Raw genomic sequence first — 21,402 nt, forward strand, 5'->3', positions numbered from 1 at the left:
TGGCGATGGCTGACAACACCAATAGCACTGGCAATTTCAGTACGCTTGTCGACTGGCAGCGATGTTCAGCAGAAGAACAGCGTCAGTTGCTGACTCGTCCAGCCATTTCCGCGTCAGACCGTATCACCGCTGTCGTGAGCGATATTCTGACCAACGTGAAAAGCCGCGGAGATAGCGCCTTACGTGACTACAGCGCACAGTTCGACAAGATTCAGGTGAATGCGATTCGCGTCACCGATGCCGAGATTATCGCTGCAGCTGCCCGTTTGGGTGATGAAGTAAAACAGGCCATGGCGATCGCCGTGCGTAATATCGAGACATTCCACAACGCGCAAAAATTGCCGATTGTCGATATCGAAACGCAGCCGGGCGTACGTTGCCAGCAGCTCACTCGCCCTATCGCGACTGTCGGCCTGTATATTCCTGGGGGCTCAGCCCCATTACCATCAACCGTGCTGATGCTGGGAACGCCTTCCCGCATCGCAGGCTGTGGTCGCGTGGTACTGTGTTCACCACCGCCAATTGCTGATGAAATTCTGTATGCCGCGCAGCTGTGCGGCATTAAAGAAGTCTTTCAGCTTGGTGGCGCGCAAGCGATTGCTGCGATGGCGTTTGGCACCGATAGCGTGCCGAAAGTCGATAAAATTTTTGGTCCGGGCAATGCCTACGTCACCGAAGCCAAACGTCAGGTCAGTCAACAGCTTGATGGCGCAGCGATTGATATGCCCGCTGGGCCATCAGAAGTTCTGGTGATCGCCGACAGCGGTGCAACGCCTGCGTTTGTCGCCTCCGATTTGTTGTCGCAGGCAGAACACGGCCCGGATTCACAGGTCATTCTTCTCACACCTGATGCCGCAATGGCCAAAGCCGTTGCAGATGCCGTTGAGGAACAGCTTACACAACTGTCGCGTGCAGACATCGCACGTCAGGCCCTTGCCAGCAGCCGTGTCATCGTCGCACGTGATTTGGCGCAGTGTATTGAAATCAGCAATCAATATGGCCCGGAACACCTGATCATCCAGACACGCGATGCTGAATCACTGGTTGATAGCATCACCAGCGCCGGTTCAGTGTTCCTCGGAGACTGGTCACCGGAATCCGCTGGAGACTACGCCTCCGGCACTAACCATGTTCTACCGACCTATGGCTATACGTCGACCTACTCGAGTCTGGGTTTGGCTGATTTCCAAAAGCGTATGACCGTACAGCAGCTCACGCCGCAGGGATTACTGCAACTGGCACCAACAATAGAAACTCTGGCACAGGCCGAACAGCTGACCGCCCACAAAAACGCCGTTACCCTGCGAGTTGCAGCACTGAAGGAGCAAGCATGAGCAGCATTGAAGAACTGGCACGCGCCAACGTCCGTGCATTAACCCCGTATCAGTCTGCCCGTCGTCTCGGCGGTAATGGCGATGTCTGGCTGAATGCCAATGAATACCCTCAAGCACCGGAGTTTCAGTTGACGTTGCAAACGTTGAACCGATACCCGGAATGTCAGCCAGTCATGGTTATCAACCGCTATGCCGAGTATGCAGGCGTAACGCCGGAGCAAGTTTTGGTTAGCCGTGGTGCCGATGAAGGTATCGAATTGCTGATTCGCGCTTTCTGCGAGCCGGGGAAAGATGCCATCCTGTTTTGTCCTCCTACTTACGGTATGTATGCCGTCAGCGCCGAGACATTTGGCGTCGAACGCCGCACTGCGGCAAGCAAATCAGACTGGCAGTTGGATCTTGATGCGATTGAAGCACAGTTGGACGGTACCAAAGTCATTTATGTTTGTAGCCCGAACAACCCGACTGGCAACCTGATTGCACGGGATGATTTACGCCAACTGCTTACGCTGGCACAGGGAAAAGCGCTGGTCGTTATCGATGAGGCCTACATTGAATTCTGCCCGCAGGCGACTACCGCAGTCTGGCTGGACGAGTTTCCTCATTTGGTGATTCTGCGGACCTTATCCAAAGCCTTTTCTCTCGCAGGATTGCGCTGTGGCTTCACGTTGGCGAATCCAGAGGTCATTGAGCTTCTGCTGAAGGTGATTGCCCCTTATCCACTGTCCACTCCCGTGGCGGATATCGCAGCGCAGGCTCTGAGCAGCGAAGGGATCGCCAAAATGAAGGCGAATGTCGCAGAGGTGACTGCCAACCGCCGCTGGCTGAGCGACACACTGAAAAATATCCCCTGCATTGAAGAAGTCTTTCACAGCGAGAGTAATTACTTGCTGGTACGCTTTACCGCCTCCCCTGCCGTATTTAAAACGTTGTGGGATCAGGGCATTATTCTGCGTGACCAAAATAAGCAACCCAGTCTCGCAGGCTGTTTACGCATTACTATCGGCAACCGCTACGAATGTGAACGCGTTGTTGCTGCATTACAATCATTACCGGGCATCAACGCTTAATTTTAAGGAGCTCACGTGGGCCAGAAATACCTCTTTATCGACCGTGACGGAACATTGATTGCTGAACCGCCTGAGGATTTTCAGGTTGACCGTCTGGATAAACTGGCGCTGGAACCAGATGTCATCCCCTCGTTGCTGGCGCTGCAAAAGGCCGGTTATACGCTGGTGATGATCACGAATCAGGATGGGCTGGGAACCGATAGCTTTCCACAGGAAACCTTCGATCCACCGCACAACCTGATGATGCAGATTCTGACATCGCAGGGCATCCGTTTTGAGCAAGTGCTGATTTGTCCGCATTTACCAGCAGATAACTGCACCTGTCGCAAACCCAAAACCGAGCTGGTGACCGCCTATTTGAACGACGGCCTGATGGATACGGCAAATAGCTACGTCATCGGCGACCGCCAGACCGATATTCAACTAGCGCAGAACATGGGAATCACTGGCCTGCTCTACCAGCGTGGCGGGCTGAACTGGCAAGCGATCACCAACCAGTTGACCAAACGTAACCGCCATGCGCACGTCAACCGCGTCACGCGTGAAACCGCGATTGATGTAAACGTCTGGCTGGATCAGGAAGGCGGCAGCAAAATCAACACCGGCGTCGGCTTCTTCGATCACATGCTGGATCAAATCGCCACTCACGGCGGGTTCCGCATGAACATTGAAGTGAAAGGCGATCTGTACATTGACGATCACCACACCGTAGAAGATACCGGCCTGGCGCTGGGCGAAGCCCTGAATAAAGCACTGGGCGACAAACGCGGTATCGGCCGTTTTGGTTTCGTCCTGCCGATGGATGAGTGCCTGGCACGCTGTGCGCTGGATATTTCAGGGCGTCCGCATTTGGAATATAAAGCAGAGTTCAGCTATCAGCGCGTCGGCGACCTGAGTACGGAAATGGTCGAACACTTCTTCCGCTCACTGTCTTATTCCATGGCCTGTACGTTACACCTGAAAACTAAAGGGCGTAACGATCATCACCGTGTGGAAAGCCTGTTTAAAGTCTTCGGCCGCACGTTGCGTCAGGCAATTCGCGTTGAGGGTGACACGCTGCCGAGCTCGAAAGGAGTGCTTTGATGAAGGTCGTCATTCTTGATACTGGCTGCGCTAACCTCTCTTCGGTGACCTACGCCGTGCAACGGTTGGGGTATACACCTGTTGTCAGCCGCGAGGCCGAGATTGTCCTGCAAGCAGACAAGCTATTTCTGCCAGGCGTCGGTACTGCGCAAGCTGCAATGAATCAACTGGAAGAGCGCGATCTGATCGCGCTGATCAAAGCCTGTACCCAGCCAGTTCTCGGTATTTGCCTCGGTATGCAGTTATTGGGGACACACAGCGACGAAAACGGTGGCATCCCCACGCTGGGGATTGTCGATGCACCAGTGAAAAAGATGGTTGACCACGGCCTGCCGCTGCCACACATGGGCTGGAATCAAGTGATTCCGAAAGCCGGACATCGTTTGTTCCGCGATATCGATGACGGTGCCTATTTCTATTTCGTGCACAGCTATGCCATGCCAGTTTGCGAAAACACGATTGCACAAGCCAACTATGGCGAAGCCTTCACCGCCGCGCTGGAAAAAGATAACTTCTTTGGCGTGCAGTTTCACCCCGAGCGTTCTGGTGCTGCGGGCGCGCAACTGCTAAAAAATTTCCTGGAGATGTAAAACGTCATGATTATTCCCGCATTAGATCTGATTGATGGACAGGTTGTCCGTCTACATCAGGGTGATTATGGCCAGCAGCGCCAGTACGGCAGCGATCCGCTTCCCCGCTTGCAGGATTACCAGCAACAAGGTGCAGGTGTACTACATCTGGTGGATTTAACCGGAGCAAAAGACCCATCAGCTCGGCAGATTCCCCTATTAACCACCCTGCTAGCTGGCGTTAACGTACCCGTTCAGATCGGCGGAGGTATCCGCACCGAGCAGGATGTAGAAGCGTTATTAAAAGCCGGTGCCAGCCGTGTCGTCATCGGCTCTACCGCGGTTAAGCAACCGGAACTCGTTCAGCAATGGTTCACCCGCTACGGCGCGGAAGCGCTGGTGCTCGCGCTGGATGTACGTATCGATGCCAATGGCACCAAGTTCGTCGCCATCAGCGGCTGGCAGGAAAACTCAGATGCCACGCTTGAGCAGGTCGTCGAACAATATCTGCCGTTTGGCCTGAAGCATGTACTGTGTACCGACATTTCCCGTGACGGTACGCTGAGCGGCTCCAACGTCGAGCTCTATCGTGAAATCAGCCAGCGCTACCCACAGATTGCCTTTCAGGCGTCCGGCGGTATCGGTAATCTGACTGACATCGCCAATTTGCGCGGCAGCGGTGTGCAAGGCGTTATCGTGGGTCGTGCGCTGCTGGAAGGTAAATTTAACGTTGCGGAGGCTATTTCATGCTGGCAAAACGGATAATCCCCTGCCTGGACGTACGTAACGGACAGGTCGTCAAAGGTGTGCAGTTCCGCAATCACGAAATCATCGGTGATATCGTGCCACTGGCACAGCGCTACGCGCAAGAAGGCGCTGATGAGCTGGTTTTTTATGATATCACCGCCTCTTCCGATGGCCGAGTGGTCGATAAAAGCTGGGTGTCACGCGTTGCGGAAGTCATCGATATTCCCTTCTGTGTAGCGGGCGGTATTAAAAGCGTGGAAGAAGCGGGTCAAATCCTCTCTTTCGGCGCGGATAAAATCTCCATCAACTCACCGGCGTTGGCCGACCCTGAGTTGATTACCCGACTGGCCGATCGTTATGGCGTTCAGTGTATCGTCGTCGGGATTGATACCTGGCACGATGCCGCGACAGGCCGCTACCACGTTAATCAATACACCGGCGATGAAGCACGTACCAAGGTCACCACCTGGGAAACGCTGGATTGGGTAGAAGAAGTGCAAAAGCGCGGTGCGGGTGAGATTGTCCTGAACATGATGAATCAGGATGGCGTACGCAACGGCTATGATTTACATCAGTTAAATCTGGTGCGTGATGTCTGCACAGTTCCGCTTATCGCTTCAGGCGGCGCAGGCACCATGGAACATTTTCTGGATGCCTTCCAGACCGCCCACGTGGATGGCGCGCTGGCAGCATCGGTGTTTCACAAGCAAATTATTAATATTGGCGAACTGAAACAATATCTTAAGCAACAAGGCGTGGAGATTCGAGTGTGTTAAGCGAAGAGTGCTTTCTAAATAACGAACAACGAAACCAGCTCGATTGGGAAAAAACGGACGGCATGCTGCCCGTTGTCGTACAACATGCGGTATCCGGTGAAGTATTGATGCTGGGCTACATGAATCAGGAGGCGTTGCAGGCTACCGAAGAGAGCGGCAAGGTTACGTTTTTCTCGCGTACCAAGCAGCGGTTGTGGACGAAAGGGGAATCCTCCGGCCATTTTCTGAATGTCGTCTCTATCACGCCAGACTGCGATAACGACACACTGCTAATTCTGGTTAACCCTATCGGACCGACCTGTCATCTGGGCACCAGTAGTTGTTTCTCACCTGCTGCCAGCGACTGGACGTTCCTCTATCAGTTGGAGCAACTGCTGGCAGAGCGTAAGCATGCCGACCCAGACAGTTCTTATACTGCACGTCTGTATGCCAGCGGAACCAAGCGCATTGCGCAGAAAGTCGGCGAAGAAGGATTGGAAGCGGCATTAGCGGCAACAGTCCATGACCGTGAAGAGCTGACCAATGAAGCGGCTGATTTAATGTATCACCTATTGGTGCTGCTACAGGATCAGGATTTGGATCTGGCGACTATCATCAATCGCCTGAAAGAACGTCACAATAAATAAGCCTTTCCCCGCGTTATCGGTTATCGATAACGCGGGCTGCACGATGACAGCTCTGAGAGAGCAAAAGCGATAAACGTAAAAAAGCACCCAAGTGGGTGCTTTTATAAGGCTGGTATTTAGGACTAAAAATTAGCCATAAATATTAGCGCGGTCGCGGAGTTCCTTACCTGGCTTAAAGTGAGGGACGTACTTACCTTCCAACTCAACTTTATCACCCGTCTTCGGATTACGACCTACACGCGGTGCACGGTAGTGAAGTGAAAAACTGCCAAACCCACGGATTTCAATACGGTCGCCTTCAGCTAACGTAGAAGCCATTTGCTCAAGCATTTCTTTCACTGCATCCTCAACCACTTTGGCCGGGATATGAGATTGCTGTCCAGCAAGCCTTTCAATAAGTTCAGACTTGGTCATAGCGCCTCCAAATGCGTGGCTATCAATAGCCAGGATAACTGACTACCGTTACAAGAATGAGCAACTTACGTTGCTCATTCTACCGTTGTGATTACTCGCCTTTAGCTGCTTTGAACGCTTCTGCCATCGCGCTGGAGAAATTGTTTTCTTCCGGCTTGTTGTTAACAGTTGCGATTGCATCTTTCTCGTCAGCTTCGTCTTTCGCACGGACAGACAGGCTAACAACGCGGTTTTTACGATCAACACCAGTGTATTTCGCTTCAACGCTGTCGCCAACGTTCAGTACCAGCGTTGCGTCTTCAATACGATCGCGAGAAGCTTCAGAAGCACGCAGATAGCCTTCTACGCCGTCTGCTAATTCAACTGTAGCACCTTTGGCGTCAACTGCTGTAACTTTACCAGTAACAATAGCACCTTTCTTGTTAACAGACAGGTAGTTATTGAACGGGTCTTCAGCCAGTTGTTTCACGCCCAGGGAGATACGCTCGCGCTCTGCGTCAACCTGCAGAACAACAGCGGCGATTTCATCACCTTTCTTGTATTCGCGAACGGCTTCTTCACCAGCCACGTTCCAAGAGATGTCGGACAGGTGTACCAGACCATCGATTCCGCCGTCCAGACCAATGAAGATACCGAAGTCAGTGATTGACTTGATTTTACCTTCAACGCGGTCACCCTTGTTGTGGGTTTCTGCGAACAGCTGCCATGGGTTGGATTTACACTGTTTCAGACCCAGGGAGATACGACGACGTTCTTCATCGATATCCAGAACCATAACTTCCACTACATCACCAACGTTAACAACTTTGGATGGGTGGATGTTTTTGTTGGTCCAATCCATTTCGGAAACGTGTACCAGACCTTCAACGCCTTCTTCGATTTCAACGAAGCAGCCGTAGTCAGTCAGGTTGGTTACGCGGCCAGTCAGACGCGTGCTTTCTGGGTAACGCTTAGCGATAGCGACCCATGGATCTTCGCCCAGCTGTTTCAGACCCAGAGACACACGGGTACGCTCGCGGTCGAATTTCAGCACTTTAACAGTGATTTCGTCGCCCACATTGACGATTTCGCTTGGATGTTTAACACGTTTCCAAGCCATATCAGTGATATGCAGCAGGCCATCAACGCCACCCAGATCAACGAATGCACCGTAGTCAGTAAGGTTCTTAACGATACCTTTAACTTCCATGCCTTCCTGCAGGTTTTCCAGCAGTTGATCGCGTTCAGCGCTGTTTTCAGATTCGATAACTGCACGGCGGGAAACTACAACGTTGTTGCGTTTCTGATCCAGCTTGATAACTTTGAACTCAAGCTCTTTGCCTTCCAGATGCAGTGTGTCGCGAACCGGACGAACGTCTACCAGAGAACCTGGCAGGAACGCACGAATGCCGTTCAGCTCAACAGTGAAACCGCCTTTAACTTTACCGTTGATAATACCGGTAACAGTTGCAGCTTCTTCGTAGGCTTTTTCCAGCGTCAGCCATGCTTCATGACGTTTAGCTTTTTCGCGAGAAAGCAGGGTTTCACCGAAGCCATCTTCGATAGCGTCCAGAGCAACGTCTACTTCATCACCGACCTGAATTTCCAGTTCGCCCTGTGCGTTCTTGAATTGTTCTACCGGAATGGCAGATTCAGATTTCAGACCGGCGTCAACCAGTACGACATCTTTATCAATAGCAACAACAACACCACGTACGATGGAACCAGGACGGGTTTCGATTTCTTTCAGGGATTCTTCAAAGAGTTGAGCAAAAGATTCAGTCATGTTTGATAATCTTAAGGGTTTCAATTTAACGTCCATCTGGCATCCTGCTCGATGGGGTTGTTTAACATGCCCCGCTGTGCATCCTTACAGCGAGGTAAAAATTCAGTTTTCTGTGATTACGCTAAAATTTCGCGGGCATAAGCCAACGCGCGCGCTATCACTTCATCGATTGTCATTTCCGTTGAATCCAGCACCAACGCATCGGCAGCAGGCACTAACGGCGCAACGGGGCGGCTGCGATCGCGCTCATCCCGTTCTTTTATCTCAGACAAAAGACGTTCAAAGTTAACATTAAAGCCCTTCCCCTGCAACTGTAGCATGCGACGTTGTGCACGTTCTTCTGCACTGGCATCAAGGAAAATCTTCACGGGTGCGTCAGGAAAGACCACGGTTCCCATATCACGACCATCGGCAATCAACCCTGGAGCCTCGCGGAAAGCACGCTGCCGACGCAATAATGCTTCACGAACGCGAGGGAAAGCCGCTGCCTGAGAAGCCGTGTTACCCACGGCTTCAGTGCGAATTTCGTGGCTGACGTCTTCGCCCTCCAGAATGACTTTCAGTTGCCCGTCTTCTGCAATAAAGCGCACATCGAGATGAGAGGCTAGTGGGACCAGCGCGTCTTCTGAACTGATATCCACATGGTGGTGTAACGCCGCCAGAGCCAAAACACGATAGATAGCGCCCGAGTCCAGTAGGTTCCATTGTAAAGCTTCAGCCAATGCCTTACACAAGGTACCTTTGCCTGCGCCACTCGGTCCGTCAACCGTAACTACCGGTGCCATCACCGTCATTTCTCTCTCCTTTAATACTGGGAAGTTCCGCTTATGCCGTTTATGGCATCACGGAGCCTCATTATACGCATCAATACGGAGAAAGGTTACCCTAATGCCGGAATGGCGGGAAAAATAAGGCATTCTCTGAACGCGCTACGCACTTTCAGAAGAAAAATAGAGCGGAAGGTAGTGAAAATTGTTCAAGAAAAAAGGCACGGAAACCGTGCCTAGAGAAGAATCAAGCCAGTTCGCTGAGGCGCGCCAACTGCTCAAAATAGTCAGGGAAGGTTTTAGCCGTACACTTCGGATCCAAAATCGTAACTGAGGTATCCGACAACGCCACTAGAGAGAAACACATCGCCATACGATGGTCGTTGTACGTGCCGATTTCTGCCGCTTTCAGCTTGGCTGGTGGTGTAATGCGAATGTAATCATTACCCTCTTCCACTTCTGCGCCCACTTTACGCAGTTCAATCGCCATCGCAGCTAAACGGTCCGTCTCTTTCACACGCCAGTTATAGATGTTACGCAACGTGGTGGCACCACCTTGTGCAAAAAGCGCCGCCGTAGCGATAGTCATCGCAGCATCTGGGATGTGGTTCATATCCATATCGATTGCGTGCAGTTCACCGCGCTCACATTCAATATAATCCTCACCCCAACGCACGGTCGCCCCCATTTTTTCCAGGACATCGGCAAAGCGGATATCTCCCTGCACACTATTACGGCCCACACCGGTCACGCGTACAATGCCACCTTTAATCGCCGCTGCGGCCAAGAAGTAAGAAGCAGAGGACGCATCACCCTCAACCAGATAATCGCCCGGTGAGCGGTATTGCTGGCGACCCACAATGAAGAAACGCTGGTAATTTTCATGGCGCACATCAATACCAAACGCTTTCATCATATGCAGTGTGATATCGATATACGGCTTGGAAACCAGATCGCCCTGAATGCTGATTTGCGTATCTTGCGCAGCCAAAGGCGCGGTCATCAGTAGGGCAGTCAGAAACTGGCTCGATACACTCCCATCTACGCTAATTTCACCGCCCTGGAAACCACCGTGCAAACGCAGCGGCGGATAGTTTTCCTGTTCCAGGTAGTCAATTTTCGCCCCGCCCTGACGTAGAGCGTCGACAAGGTGTCCGATCGGCCGCTCTTTCATACGCGGTTCGCCTGTCAGCACAATATCGCCATCCGTCAGACACAGAGCCGCAGCCAGTGGGCGCATTGCGGTACCCGCGTTCCCTAAAAACAGTTCCAGCGGCTGCGCCGCCGTAAACGCGCCACCCAGCCCAATAATCTCACACACGGTTCGATCAGATGACAGATGATATTCCACCCCCAACGCCGTTAACGCGGTCAGCATATGGCGCACATCATCACTGTCTAACAGGTTAGTCAGTCGGGTTTGTCCTTCAGACAACGCTGCCAACAAAAGCGCACGGTTAGAAACGCTTTTGGACCCCGGGAGGTTAAGAGTGCCGTTAATCAGCTTGATGGGGTGTAAGGTCAGGGATTCCTGCATGTGAAGCCTATTCTTTCAACGTGGACATAAAAACCCCGGAAAATCCGGGGTTGAACAAAATGTATAGCTGAGTGGCGTTAATCAACCGTGGCGACGTGCAAAGTCGGCCATAAACTCAGTCAGCGCTTTTACGCCTTCTAACGGCATCGCATTGTAGATAGAGGCACGCATGCCGCCCACAACACGGTGACCTTTCAGCGCGTGCAAACCTGCCGCGACTGATTCTTCCAGGAAGACTTTATCCAATCCTGAATCCGCCAACAGAAACGGTACATTCATACGAGAACGATTCGCCACTGCGACGTCGTTACGATAGAAATCGCTACCGTCAATCGCGCTATAAAGCAGATCGGCTTTCTCTTGGTTACGTTTTTCCATTTCAACCAAACCGCCGTGCTCTTTCAGCCATTTGAAGACCATACCGGACAGATACCAGGCAAAGGTCGGCGGCGTGTTAAACATGGAATCATTGTCTGCCAAAATCTGGTAATCCAGAATCGATGGCAACTCGCGACGCGCTTTGCCCAGTAAATCTTCGCGCACAATAACCAGCGTTAAACCAGCAGGCCCGATATTTTTCTGTGCCCCCGCATAGATCACACCATAACGGCTAACGTCAATACGGCGAGACAGGATGCTGGAAGAGTAGTCTGCGACCACAACTTTATCGCCAAAATCTGGCTCTTCTTCAATCGCAATACCATCAATGGTTTCGTTCGGGCAGTAATGTACAAATGCCGCGTCATCAGACAACTTCCATTCATGCATCGGCTTAATGCCGCGCAGATCGCCTACGCGCGTTTTAACGTCAATCACGTTAGGCGTACAGTATTTTTCTGCTTCATTAATTGCGCTGTGAGCCCAATATCCGCCATCGATGTAATCTGCGGTTGAGCGATCACCCAGAAGGTTTAACGGCACTGCCGCAAATTGTGCGCGAGCACCGCCGTGGCAAAAGAGCACTTTGTAGTTCGAGGGGATTTTCAGCAAATCACGCAAATCTTGTTCGGATTCAGCGGCAACCTGCATAAACTCTTTACTACGATGGCTGATTTCCATGACCGATGTACCCAGGCCATTCCAATTACATAGTTCCTGTTCAGCACGACGCAGTACTTCAACCGGCAGCATTGCTGGACCAGCGCTAAAATTAAAAATCTGAGTCATTTCCCCTCACCACACCTGAAAAATAGCAGCTATTTTTATCACCGTTGTTACAAATACCATTTTTATAAACCTGCCGGTTATAAAAATACCGCTGTTACAAGATCGTAGTTATAACGGGACGACCGTCATAACCACACTACTTTTACCCTGCTATCGGTTTTATCACTCGTCCAGCGCGGCTGCAACGCTTATTGCGCTTTCATTATGCAAAACGGCACGTTACGCAGTCTGTTCTTTTTCGCTGTTGCCGATCTGTTATGAATAAATAGAGTCCAGACAGAAAAATCCGTATCATGCCGCTTCCGCTAATCTCGATAAGAGTGAACACCATGACTCAAACGTTTATCCCAGGCAAAGACGCCGCCCTGGAAGATTCCATCGCCCGTTTTCAACAGCAACTCCAGGACCTGGGGTTTAACATCGAAGAAGCGTCATGGCTGAACCCAGTGCCAAACGTCTGGTCTGTCCATATTCGGGACCGCGATTGCCCGCTCTGCTTCACTAACGGCAAAGGTGCCAGTAAAAAAGCGGCTCTGGCTTCCGCGTTAGGTGAGTATTTCGAACGTCTGTCCACCAACTATTTCTTTGCTGACTTCTATCTCGGCAAAACTATCGCTAACGGTGATTTTGTTCACTATCCGAATGAAAAATGGTTCCCGATCCCAGAAGATGATGCACTGCCGGAAGGTATTCTGGATGCCCGTCTGCACCAATTTTACGACCCAGAACAGGAACTAAGCGCCAGCGATCTGATCGACCTGCAATCCGGCAATGCCGACAGAGGCATTTGCGCACTACCGTTTACTCGTCAGTCCGATCAGCAAACCGTCTACATCCCGATGAACATTATCGGTAATCTGTACGTCTCTAACGGGATGTCCGCCGGTAACACCGCTAACGAAGCCCGCGTTCAGGGGCTATCCGAAGTGTTTGAGCGCAGCATTAAAAACCGAATCATTGCTGAATCCATCAGTCTGCCGGAAATTCCGCAAGATGTTCTGAACCGCTATCCTGGCGTGGTCGAAGCGATTGCAACGCTGGAAAAAGAAGGCTTCCCGATTTTCTCTTATGATGCCTCACTGGGTGGGAAATATCCGGTCATCTGCGTGGTGCTGTTTAACCCCGCTAACGGCACCTGTTTTGCCTCCTTCGGCGCACACCCGGACTTCGGCGTAGCGCTGGAGCGTACCGTCACCGAGCTGTTGCAAGGTCGCGGCCTGAAAGATCTGGACGTGTTCACCCCACCAACGTTCGATGATGAGGAAGTTGCCGAGCACGCTAATCTGGAAACCCACTTTATCGATTCCAGCGGTCTGATCTCCTGGGATATGTTCAAGAAACAAGCGGATTATGAATTTGCCGACTGGAGCTTTAAAGGATCGACAGAAGAGGAATTCGCTACGCTGATGGCGATCTTCAAGCAGGAAGACAAAGAGGTCTACATCGCTGACTATGAGCATTTGGCCGTTTATGCCTGCCGTATCATCGTGCCGGGAATGTCAGACATCTACCCTGCCGACGATCTGCTATTAGCCAATAACAGCATGGGTGCTCACCTGCGTGAAACGCTGCTGACCTTGCCTGCCAGCAAATGGGAGCAAGAAGACTATCTGGCACTGTTGCAGCAGTTGGACGACGAAGGGTTGGATGATTTCACCCGCGTACGCGAGTTGCTTGGTATTGCCACCGGCAAAGATAACGGCTGGCTCACTCTGCGCGTTGGTGAATTGAAAGCCATGTTAGCTCTGGCTGGCGGCGATCTGGATCAGGCTCTCACCTGGACAGAGTGGACGCAAGATTTCAACGACTCCGTCTTTACGGCACAACGCAGCAATTACTACCGCTGCCTGCAAACGCTGCTGTTACTGGCACAAGAACCTGAGCGCGATCCAGCAGAATATTACGACGCCTTTACCAAAATGTACGGCAGTGAGACGGTCGAGGCCGCCAGTGCCGCCGTTGCTGGCGAAGCGTGCTTCTATGGTCTATTTGCCGTGGATGATACCTTTACCTCTTTGCCTGCGCACCAGTCGCTGCTGGCCGCCTATGAAAAACTGCAACAGGCTAAACGTCGTTATTGGCAAACCAAATAATTCCTGTGTGATGCAGCCAGCACACGTCTTATTTCGCTGAGTGCGAATCATTACAAATAGCCATTTGCATCAGCCCCAAATAGCCCTTTATTTTAAAGGGCTATTTTATTATCCAAAGGGCAATATTTATTATTCGTAATGCATAATCAGAACATTGTTATTGAATAGTGAATTTTTAATTAAATTACCTCGACAAGGTGGTACTGAAATTCTACAAAACATGATTTTTATTAACGCTAAATCGGTAGGTTTAACGCATACCATTCAACTCTTTTTATAAAATTTAAAATATTTTTTTATTATATTATTCAATCAATTAACCACTAAAACCCACTACTCCACCCTACCTACTGGCCTGTTAATTTCTTGCAGTATGATCCACGTCAAATTTTACCGTATACTGCTTTGTTAGTATCTCAACGCTGATAATTTTTAAGAGAGAGTTAGTGTGAAAGCTGACAACCCCTTCACTCTATTACTACCGGCCGCTATGGCAAAAGTTGCTGAAGACGCCGGAGTCTATAAAGCTACCAAACAACCGTGTACGACGTTTTATTTAGCGATCACGGCGGGTGTGTTTATTTCGATCGCTTTCGTTTTTTATATTACTGCCACCACCGGGACCGCAACGATTCCTTTCGGTATCGCAAAATTGATCGGTGGTATCTGTTTTTCCCTTGGTCTCATGTTGGTTGTCGTCTGCGGCGCAGACTTGTTTACCTCAACCGTTCTCATCGTGATTGCCAAAGCCAGTGGACGTATTACTTGGAAACAACTAGCCTGTAACTGGGCTAATGTTTATGTCGGCAACCTGATTGGCGCGCTTTTCTTCGTTGGACTTATTTGGTTCTCGGGAGAGCATATGGTCGCAAACGGTGCGTGGGGCCTCAACGTCCTGCAAACAGCTGAACACAAACTTGAACATACGTTCATCGAAGCGCTATGTCTGGGTATCTTAGCTAACCTGATGGTCTGTCTGGCCGTGTGGATGAGCTACTCCGGCCGCACGCTCACAGATAAAATGTTTGCCATGATTTTGCCTGTAGCCATGTTTGTTGCCAGCGGCTTTGAGCACAGCATCGCCAACATGTTCATGATCCCTATGGGCATTGTTATCAAAAATTTTGCGGCCCCGGAATTCTGGAATGCCATTGGCATGGTGCCGTCTCAGTTTGAACATTTAACCGTTAGCCACTTCATTACCGATAACCTGATTCCCGTTACCCTAGGGAACATCATCGGCGGCGGTGTAATGGTCGGTTTAACATATTGGGTAATTTATTTGCGCGGTGGAGACAAGCACCACTAAGGTGCAATCGGCCGCAACGTCGGGTTTTAAGAAATCCATATCAAAGGTAGGTGTAAAATGACCGAGCTGAATGAAAAATTGGCCAATGCATGGCAAGGCTTTAGCAAAGGTGAATGGCAGGATAATGTCAACGTCCGTGACTTTATCCAGAAAAACTACACGCCGTATGAAGGTGATGAGTCTTTCCTGGCTGGCGCCACCAAAGCGACCTCCGCGCTGTGGGACAGCGTCATGGAAGGCATCAAACAGGAAAACCGTACTCACGCGCCTGTTGATTTTGATACCAATGTTGCTGCAACTATCACGTCTCACGACGCGGGATACATCAACAAAGGTCTGGAAAAAATCGTTGGTCTTCAGACTGACGCTCCGCTGAAACGTGCGTTAATTCCGTTCGGCGGCATCAAAATGGTTGAAGGTTCATGTAAAGTTTACGGCCGTGAACTGGATCCTCAACTGAAAAAAATCTTCACTGAATACCGCAAAACTCACAACCAGGGCGTGTTCGATGTTTACACCCCAGACATCCTGCGTTGTCGTAAATCTGGCGTTCTGACTGGTCTGCCAGATGCCTATGGCCGTGGCCGTATCATCGGTGACTACCGTCGCGTTGCGCTGTACGGTATCGACTACCTGATGAAAGACAAGTTTGCTCAGTTCACTTCTCTGCAATCCAAACTGGAAAACGGCGAAGATCTGGAAGCAACAATCCGTCTGCGTGAAGAAATTGCCGATCAGCACCATGCACTAAGCCAAATTAAAGAAATGGCAGCTAAATATGGCTGTGATATTTCTGGCCCAGCAGCAACAGCTCAGGAAGCCGTTCAGTGGACTTACTTCGGCTATCTGGCTGCGGTGAAATCACAGAATGGTGCGGCAATGTCCTTCGGACGTGTTTCCACCTTCCTGGATATCTACCTTGAGCGCGATCTGAAAGCGGGCAAAATCACGGAAGAAGAAGCTCAGGAAATGATTGACCATCTGGTCATGAAACTGCGTATGGTGCGTTTCCTGCGTACACCTGAGTATGATGAGCTGTTCTCTGGTGACCCAATCTGGGCAACAGAATCTCTGGCTGGTATGGGTCTGGATGGTCGTACGCTGGTGAGTAAAACCAGTTTCCGCTTCCTGAACACCCTGTACACCATGGGGCCATCTCCAGAGCCAAACATGACCATTCTGTGGTCTGAAAAACTGCCACAAAGCTTTAAAAACTATGCGGCCAAAGTCTCCATCGATACTTCTTCTCTGCAATACGAGAATGACGATCTGATGCGTCCTGACTTTAACAACGATGACTACGCGATTGCTTGTTGCGTAAGCCCGATGATTGTTGGTAAACAAATGCAGTTCTTCGGTGCCCGTGCAAACCTGGCGAAAACCATGCTGTACGCTATCAATGGCGGCGTGGACGAAAAACTGAAAATGCAGGTTGGTCCGAAATCAGAACCAATCAAAGGTGACGTCCTGAACTTCGACGAAGTGATGGATCGTATGGATCACTTCATGGATTGGCTGGCTAAACAATACGTCACCGCTCTGAACGTCATCCACTACATGCATGACAAATACAGCTACGAAGCGTCGCTGATGGCACTGCACGATCGTGACGTATTCCGTACCATGGCTTGTGGTATCGCTGGTCTGTCTGTTGCTGCTGACTCCTTGTCTGCCATCAAATATGCCAAAGTTAAACCAATTCGTGATGAAGATGGTCTGGCTATCGACTTTGATATCGAAGGCGAATATCCGCAATTCGGTAACAACGATGCTCGCGTAGATGAACTGGCTTGTGACCTGGTTGAACGTTTCATGAAGAAAATTCAGAAACTGAATACCTACCGTGGCGCAACTCCGACTCAGTCTGTTCTGACCATCACCTCTAACGTGGTATATGGTAAGAAAACAGGTAACACACCAGACGGCCGTCGTGCAGGCGCTCCGTTCGGACCAGGTGCTAACCCAATGCACGGTCGTGACCAGAAAGGTGCTGTTGCTTCTCTGACTTCTGTTGCCAAACTGCCGTTTGCTTACGCGAAAGATGGTATTTCTTATACCTTCTCTATCGTGCCTAACGCGTTAGGTAAAGACGACAACGTGCGTAAAGCGAACCTTGCTGGTCTGATGGATGGTTACTTCCACCATGAAGCCAGTATTGAAGGCGGTCAGCACTTGAACGTCAACGTCATGAACCGTGAAATGCTGCTTGATGCGATGGAAAACCCGGAAAAATATCCGCAGTTGACTATCCGCGTATCTGGCTACGCAGTGCGTTTCAACTCACTGACGAAAGAACAGCAACAAGACGTTATTACCCGTACTTTCACACAGTCAATCTAATTTCCATGGCTGTCTGAAAAGGCGTAAAATAAAGGCTCCACGTCAGTGGGGCCTTTTTCTTACCCTCGCTTGTCGTTCAGATTGTTAGCCTGTTTTGCCAGCCCGCTATACTGCCTTCATCATGTGGATGGCTTGCAAAACAGATTCGACGCAGCATCTGTCACACGGTGTTTTTCTGTCAGAAATCCCTGTCAGATCGGCACCTGCTTTCTCATGACTGCGCTCATAAAGACCGCTATTGTCCGGTCAAATTTGGAGATAACCTCGCAATGTCAGTAATCGGTCGCATCCACTCTTTTGAGTCCTGTGGCACCGTCGATGGTCCAGGCATCCGTTTCATCATCTTTTTTCAGGGCTGTCTAATGCGCTGCCTGTATTGCCATAACCGTGATACCTGGGATACGCACGGCGGTAAAGAAGTGACGGTTGAAGAGCTAATGAAAGAGGTCGTGACCTATCGCCACTTTATGAATGCGTCAGGCGGTGGTGTAACGGCATCAGGCGGCGAGGCTATCCTCCAAGCCGAGTTTGTACGCGACTGGTTCCGTGCCTGTAAGGCAGAAGGCATTAACACCTGTCTGGACACCAATGGATTTGTGCGTCGCTACGATCCCGTCATTGACGAACTATTGGACGTCAGCGATTTAGTGATGCTCGACCTGAAGCAAATGAACGATGATATACATCAGAATTTAGTTGGCGTATCGAATCACCGTACCCTGGATTTCGCTCGCTATCTGGCAAAACGCAACCAGCGTACCTGGATACGTTATGTGGTGGTACCCGGCTGGTCTGATGATGATGAATCCGCGCATAAGCTGGGTGAGTTCACCAAGGATATGACTAACATCGAGAAAATTGAGCTTCTCCCCTACCATGAACTTGGCAAACACAAGTGGATCGCGATGGGGGAAGAGTACAAATTAGACGGTGTTAAACCGCCGAAGGCCGATACGATGGATCGAGTTAAATCGATTCTTGAAAGCTATGGTCACAAGGTAATGTACTAATTCTGATGCTTTCTGAAAAAATAGCGCGCTCACGGCGCGCTATTTTCGGTTTGGCTGATGGATATCACTACATTGTTAATATACGGCGCTAAGCCAAATTCCCTGCGGCTTTGATTTTCACCTGTACTGCATTCCCCGGCAGATAGGCCAGTGGAATTTCCTGATAATCGATGATTTCAACGCTGCCCGACATAGCTCCCGTCTCTTCAGCAAGACAGATAGTTTGCTGCTGTAATTCGTTTTTTACCTTTTCACGATCGTGGTCCGGCATTTTAACCACTCGTTCGATCTGCGCCCCTACTTTCCCTAACGCGACACCCACTGCATTTGCCGCATCAAAATTCAGCGGACGCATGACCTGACTGATACCGGATAAAACGTCAGGCAGTAAAATACTGCCACCGCCAACAAGCACAGCAGGAATAGCCGCATTCGACGATTTGATCCGATCGATAGCACTTTCCACTTCCTCAATCATCTGACGATAAACCAACTGACAAAGCGCTTTATCCAGATCGGGCATTGGATGAGAAAGCACTGATGTCCATCGCTCGCGATGAAGTTGCAGCATAATATCGCTGAGCGTTAACGTCTCACCACCAAAACTGACGCCCTGCTCAAGAAGACGATAGCCGACGCTGTCAGGCCCAAGAATGATCTCCCCATCCTGAGACTGCCGAACACAGGTCCCACCGCCAATGCCGATAGAAATAATATCCGGCATTCTGAAATTCGTCCGCACATTACCCACTTCAACAGCGATTGCTGATTCACGCGGGAAGCCATTCACCAACACGCCAATATCTGTCGTCGTACCACCGACATCGATAATCAGGGCATTATCCAATCCCGAAAGATGACACGCGCCGCGAATCGAGTTTGTTGGCCCACAAGCCATTGTCAGAATGGGATACTGCTTCACCATACTCTCGGACATCAAGGTGCCGTCGTTTTGCCCGAAGAATGGCGTAGCTTTAATAGCGTGCCGAATTAGCGCTTGTGTAAAGCCGTTAACAAAACGGTTCGCCGTACTTTGTAACGACGCATTCAGGATCGTCGCATTTTCTCTTTCCAGTAATCCCGTACTACCTACCCGGTGGGATAACGACACGGAAACGTCCGGCAGCACCGCATTCACCCACTGAGCAACCTGCAATTCCTGCGCATTGTTGACGGGAGAGAATACGCCACAGATAGCCACGCTATCTACATGCCCACGCATCTTGTCACATGCCGTCAGCACTTCATCCCGCAGTACAGGATGAATCTCTCGGCCATCAAATTCATAACCACCGTGAATTTGGTTGAAATGTTCGCCTAATGTCCTTCGCCATTCGTCATCCCAGCCAAACAACGGCGGGACGCTATCGCTGCTTGGCAAACTCAGACGCAATAATCCGACGCGATCCAGACCTTTTCGCTCAACAATCGCATTGGTACATTGGGTTGTGCCTAACATTGCATAGCGAATATGCTGCGGCGCGATGCCGGATTGCGCCAATACTTCAGCAATCACCTGCTCAATGCCGCTATAGATATCCATGCTGGTAGGAAATTTGGCCGTCGCAACACAGCGTAGATCAGCATCTAAAATTGCCGCATCCGTGTTTGTGCCTCCGACATCAATCCCGAGTCGGTAACCATTTTTATGTAACATCGGGAAGACCTCAGCGGTTTGCAAGCTGTTCTATTGGTACATACTGTACCGGATAGCCAAAATATTCCGGCCCCGCAACGTCAATCCCTTTTGGCGTTCGCCATTTTTCGTTACACGGATAGGCAATGACATCGACCCGCTGCCCATAACGCAAATGCTCCGTAATAATCGGACGTCCAGTTTCACTATCTACTATGGAGATTAAATCAGGAACAACAGCCAGCAGATTATCCTGAGTAGGTTCTGCCGTCGGTGAAGAACGATAAGCCAACAAGAGTTCATTCTGGAAAAGCACAGTAAACGACTCACCTTTGTCGTTCCCCATGCCATCCAAGACCACTTTGCCGCGGGCCAGCCCCGCGATGGTACGGCGATCGACGTCAACGACCTTGCCTGATGCAATGACGTGACCATCAAGTATAGCGAGTAAGGATTGCACGGGATGGCTACCCGATTGGTGGGCCTGACGCAATGTTCTTCCAATATTCTGCGCCAGCGTGAGCGTACCTTTGATGGCGCTACGCTTAAGTTGACTACCACGTAATGGATAATCACACATGGCACATGCGGCCCCCATTTGCTCCGCAATCACCCTAGCCAAACGCTCAGACCACATGCCATCAATAGGATTTAAGGTAACCGTGTTTCCCTTTTCATCTGCTAACGTATTTGGCGCAGAAGGCAAATTATCAAGAAAAAAGGTCACCATCTGCGCTTCGGGAAAGGCCCTACCCATCGCATCACAATCAACAACGGGTACACCTTTTGCTGCTGCAACGACAAACGGTATAAGCGAATTGATACCGCCAACTTCGATGGGAAATGTTGCAGTGATAGGTCGCAGAAGCGCCTTTTCCATTGCATCAAACGCCCGAACAAACTGGTTAGCTGACATGATTTTTTCTACCACTACCGTTGTTGCGCCTATCATGCTGCAGGGAACAAACAGATCATCGTCTTTAATTTCATCTAAATCTAATACAGGAACCTCGGCCGCATTTTTTAATGCGTATTTTGCCATCAAAGAACCTACATACGGGTCGCCGCCACCTCCTGTACCAAGAACAGCGGCCCCGAGTGCTATATCATCAATGGTTTGTACATTAATATAACGAGACATACCCTACCCAAGATCTCG

General features: G+C 50.4%; 18 protein-coding genes. 11 read left to right on the forward strand and 7 right to left on the reverse strand.

Annotated features, from left to right (window positions below; genetic code table 11):
* Nucleotides 1-5: 5 nt before the first annotated feature.
* Genes hisD through hisIE form a run of 7 tightly spaced genes read left to right on the forward strand, consistent with a single transcriptional unit; the run spans nt 6 to nt 6,205 of the window.
* The gene (gene hisD / locus CLR69_RS06895) at nt 6-1,334 is read left to right on the forward strand and encodes a histidinol dehydrogenase (RefSeq protein WP_129711442.1); all 1,329 of its coding nucleotides are present in this window, start codon (nt 6-8) and stop codon (nt 1,332-1,334) included.
* Nucleotides 1,331-2,404 (forward strand): histidinol-phosphate transaminase, encoded by a 1,074-nt coding sequence (gene hisC, locus CLR69_RS06900; RefSeq protein ID WP_129711443.1) that lies wholly within the window; start codon nt 1,331-1,333, stop codon nt 2,402-2,404. Before hisD ends, hisC begins: the two co-directional genes overlap by 4 nt.
* Before the next feature lie 15 nt (nt 2,405-2,419).
* Nucleotides 2,420-3,487, forward strand: coding sequence for a bifunctional histidinol-phosphatase/imidazoleglycerol-phosphate dehydratase HisB (gene hisB / locus CLR69_RS06905; protein ID WP_129711444.1), 1,068 nt, complete (start codon nt 2,420-2,422; stop codon nt 3,485-3,487).
* Entirely contained in the window at nt 3,487-4,077 is a 591-nt protein-coding gene (gene hisH / locus CLR69_RS06910; RefSeq protein ID WP_129704475.1) for an imidazole glycerol phosphate synthase subunit HisH, read from the forward strand. Before hisB ends, hisH begins: the two co-directional genes overlap by 1 nt.
* 6 nt (nt 4,078-4,083) lie before the next feature.
* On the forward strand, nt 4,084-4,821 hold the full coding sequence (gene hisA, locus CLR69_RS06915) for a 1-(5-phosphoribosyl)-5-[(5-phosphoribosylamino)methylideneamino]imidazole-4-carboxamide isomerase (protein WP_039300630.1): 738 nt from the start codon (nt 4,084-4,086) through the stop codon (nt 4,819-4,821).
* Nucleotides 4,803-5,579 (forward strand): imidazole glycerol phosphate synthase subunit HisF, encoded by a 777-nt coding sequence (gene hisF / locus CLR69_RS06920; protein WP_129704473.1) that lies wholly within the window; start codon nt 4,803-4,805, stop codon nt 5,577-5,579. The genes hisA and hisF overlap by 19 nt, the downstream gene beginning before the upstream one ends.
* Nucleotides 5,573-6,205: a bifunctional phosphoribosyl-AMP cyclohydrolase/phosphoribosyl-ATP diphosphatase HisIE gene (gene hisIE / locus CLR69_RS06925; protein WP_129711445.1), complete on the forward strand. Its 633-nt coding sequence runs from the start codon at nt 5,573-5,575 to the stop codon at nt 6,203-6,205. The genes hisF and hisIE overlap by 7 nt, the downstream gene beginning before the upstream one ends.
* Before the next feature lie 129 nt (nt 6,206-6,334).
* Here the strand turns inward: hisIE and ihfB are convergent, their stop codons facing one another.
* The 5 genes from ihfB to serC all read right to left on the reverse strand — a co-directional run bounded on the left by ihfB (nt 6,335) and on the right by serC (nt 11,855).
* The gene (gene ihfB, locus CLR69_RS06930; protein ID WP_005967571.1) at nt 6,335-6,619 is read right to left on the reverse strand and encodes an integration host factor subunit beta; all 285 of its coding nucleotides are present in this window, start codon (nt 6,617-6,619) and stop codon (nt 6,335-6,337) included.
* 91 nt (nt 6,620-6,710) lie between these two features.
* Complete coding sequence (rpsA, locus tag CLR69_RS06935) at nt 6,711-8,384, reverse strand: 30S ribosomal protein S1 (protein WP_039357911.1); 1,674 nt, start codon at nt 8,382-8,384, stop codon at nt 6,711-6,713.
* Between the two features lie 116 nt (nt 8,385-8,500).
* Nucleotides 8,501-9,178 (reverse strand): (d)CMP kinase, encoded by a 678-nt coding sequence (gene cmk / locus CLR69_RS06940; RefSeq protein ID WP_107169745.1) that lies wholly within the window; start codon nt 9,176-9,178, stop codon nt 8,501-8,503.
* A 220-nt stretch (nt 9,179-9,398) separates the two neighbouring features.
* Nucleotides 9,399-10,688, reverse strand: coding sequence for a 3-phosphoshikimate 1-carboxyvinyltransferase (gene aroA / locus CLR69_RS06945; RefSeq protein ID WP_129711446.1), 1,290 nt, complete (start codon nt 10,686-10,688; stop codon nt 9,399-9,401).
* 81 nt (nt 10,689-10,769) lie between these two features.
* Nucleotides 10,770-11,855 carry a 3-phosphoserine/phosphohydroxythreonine transaminase gene (gene serC, locus CLR69_RS06950; protein ID WP_129711447.1) on the reverse strand — a complete coding sequence of 362 codons (1,086 nt, stop codon included), beginning with the start codon at nt 11,853-11,855 and terminating at the stop codon, nt 10,770-10,772.
* A 329-nt stretch (nt 11,856-12,184) separates the two neighbouring features.
* Here serC and ycaO point away from each other — a divergent pair, with 329 nt between their 5' ends.
* The 4 genes from ycaO to pflA all read left to right on the forward strand — a co-directional run bounded on the left by ycaO (nt 12,185) and on the right by pflA (nt 18,607).
* A complete protein-coding gene (ycaO, locus tag CLR69_RS06955; protein WP_129704465.1) occupies nt 12,185-13,948 on the forward strand; it encodes a 30S ribosomal protein S12 methylthiotransferase accessory factor YcaO in 1,764 nt (587 codons plus the stop codon).
* Nucleotides 13,949-14,396: 448 nt separating this feature from the next.
* A complete protein-coding gene (gene focA / locus CLR69_RS06960; RefSeq protein WP_129711448.1) occupies nt 14,397-15,257 on the forward strand; it encodes a formate transporter FocA in 861 nt (286 codons plus the stop codon).
* A 57-nt stretch (nt 15,258-15,314) separates the two neighbouring features.
* The gene (gene pflB / locus CLR69_RS06965; RefSeq protein ID WP_129704461.1) at nt 15,315-17,597 is read left to right on the forward strand and encodes a formate C-acetyltransferase; all 2,283 of its coding nucleotides are present in this window, start codon (nt 15,315-15,317) and stop codon (nt 17,595-17,597) included.
* A 269-nt stretch (nt 17,598-17,866) separates the two neighbouring features.
* Nucleotides 17,867-18,607 carry a pyruvate formate lyase 1-activating protein gene (pflA, locus tag CLR69_RS06970; RefSeq protein WP_129704460.1) on the forward strand — a complete coding sequence of 247 codons (741 nt, stop codon included), beginning with the start codon at nt 17,867-17,869 and terminating at the stop codon, nt 18,605-18,607.
* A gap of 88 nt (nt 18,608-18,695) precedes the next feature.
* On the opposite strand, the gene CLR69_RS06975 is transcribed toward pflA, so the two are convergent.
* Nucleotides 18,696-20,264 carry a hydantoinase/oxoprolinase family protein gene (locus CLR69_RS06975; protein WP_129711449.1) on the reverse strand — a complete coding sequence of 523 codons (1,569 nt, stop codon included), beginning with the start codon at nt 20,262-20,264 and terminating at the stop codon, nt 18,696-18,698.
* A 10-nt stretch (nt 20,265-20,274) separates the two neighbouring features.
* Nucleotides 20,275-21,384 (reverse strand): DUF917 domain-containing protein, encoded by a 1,110-nt coding sequence (locus CLR69_RS06980; protein WP_129711450.1) that lies wholly within the window; start codon nt 21,382-21,384, stop codon nt 20,275-20,277.
* Nucleotides 21,385-21,402: the final 18 nt, after the last annotated feature.

The sequence above is a fragment of the Pectobacterium zantedeschiae genome, assembly GCF_004137795.1.
In the GTDB taxonomy this organism is placed as follows: Bacteria; Pseudomonadota; Gammaproteobacteria; order Enterobacterales; family Enterobacteriaceae; genus Pectobacterium; species Pectobacterium zantedeschiae.

Excerpts from the sequence above, each read along its gene's own strand:
- hisD (WP_129711442.1), top strand. The coding sequence starts at position 6 with ATGGCTGACAACACCAATAGCACTGGCAATTTCAGTACGCTTGTCGAC.
- hisC (WP_129711443.1), top strand. The coding sequence starts at position 1,331 with ATGAGCAGCATTGAAGAACTGGCACGCGCCAACGTCCGTGCATTAACC.
- hisH (WP_129704475.1), top strand. The coding sequence starts at position 3,487 with ATGAAGGTCGTCATTCTTGATACTGGCTGCGCTAACCTCTCTTCGGTG.
- hisA (WP_039300630.1), top strand. The coding sequence starts at position 4,084 with ATGATTATTCCCGCATTAGATCTGATTGATGGACAGGTTGTCCGTCTA.
- hisF (WP_129704473.1), top strand. The coding sequence starts at position 4,803 with ATGCTGGCAAAACGGATAATCCCCTGCCTGGACGTACGTAACGGACAG.
- ihfB (WP_005967571.1), bottom strand. The coding sequence starts at position 6,619 with ATGACCAAGTCTGAACTTATTGAAAGGCTTGCTGGACAGCAATCTCAT.
- rpsA (WP_039357911.1), bottom strand. The coding sequence starts at position 8,384 with ATGACTGAATCTTTTGCTCAACTCTTTGAAGAATCCCTGAAAGAAATC.
- cmk (WP_107169745.1), bottom strand. The coding sequence starts at position 9,178 with ATGACGGTGATGGCACCGGTAGTTACGGTTGACGGACCGAGTGGCGCA.
- aroA (WP_129711446.1), bottom strand. The coding sequence starts at position 10,688 with ATGCAGGAATCCCTGACCTTACACCCCATCAAGCTGATTAACGGCACT.
- serC (WP_129711447.1), bottom strand. The coding sequence starts at position 11,855 with ATGACTCAGATTTTTAATTTTAGCGCTGGTCCAGCAATGCTGCCGGTT.
- ycaO (WP_129704465.1), top strand. The coding sequence starts at position 12,185 with ATGACTCAAACGTTTATCCCAGGCAAAGACGCCGCCCTGGAAGATTCC.
- pflB (WP_129704461.1), top strand. The coding sequence starts at position 15,315 with ATGACCGAGCTGAATGAAAAATTGGCCAATGCATGGCAAGGCTTTAGC.
- pflA (WP_129704460.1), top strand. The coding sequence starts at position 17,867 with ATGTCAGTAATCGGTCGCATCCACTCTTTTGAGTCCTGTGGCACCGTC.
- CLR69_RS06975 (WP_129711449.1), bottom strand. The coding sequence starts at position 20,264 with ATGTTACATAAAAATGGTTACCGACTCGGGATTGATGTCGGAGGCACA.
- CLR69_RS06980 (WP_129711450.1), bottom strand. The coding sequence starts at position 21,384 with ATGTCTCGTTATATTAATGTACAAACCATTGATGATATAGCACTCGGG.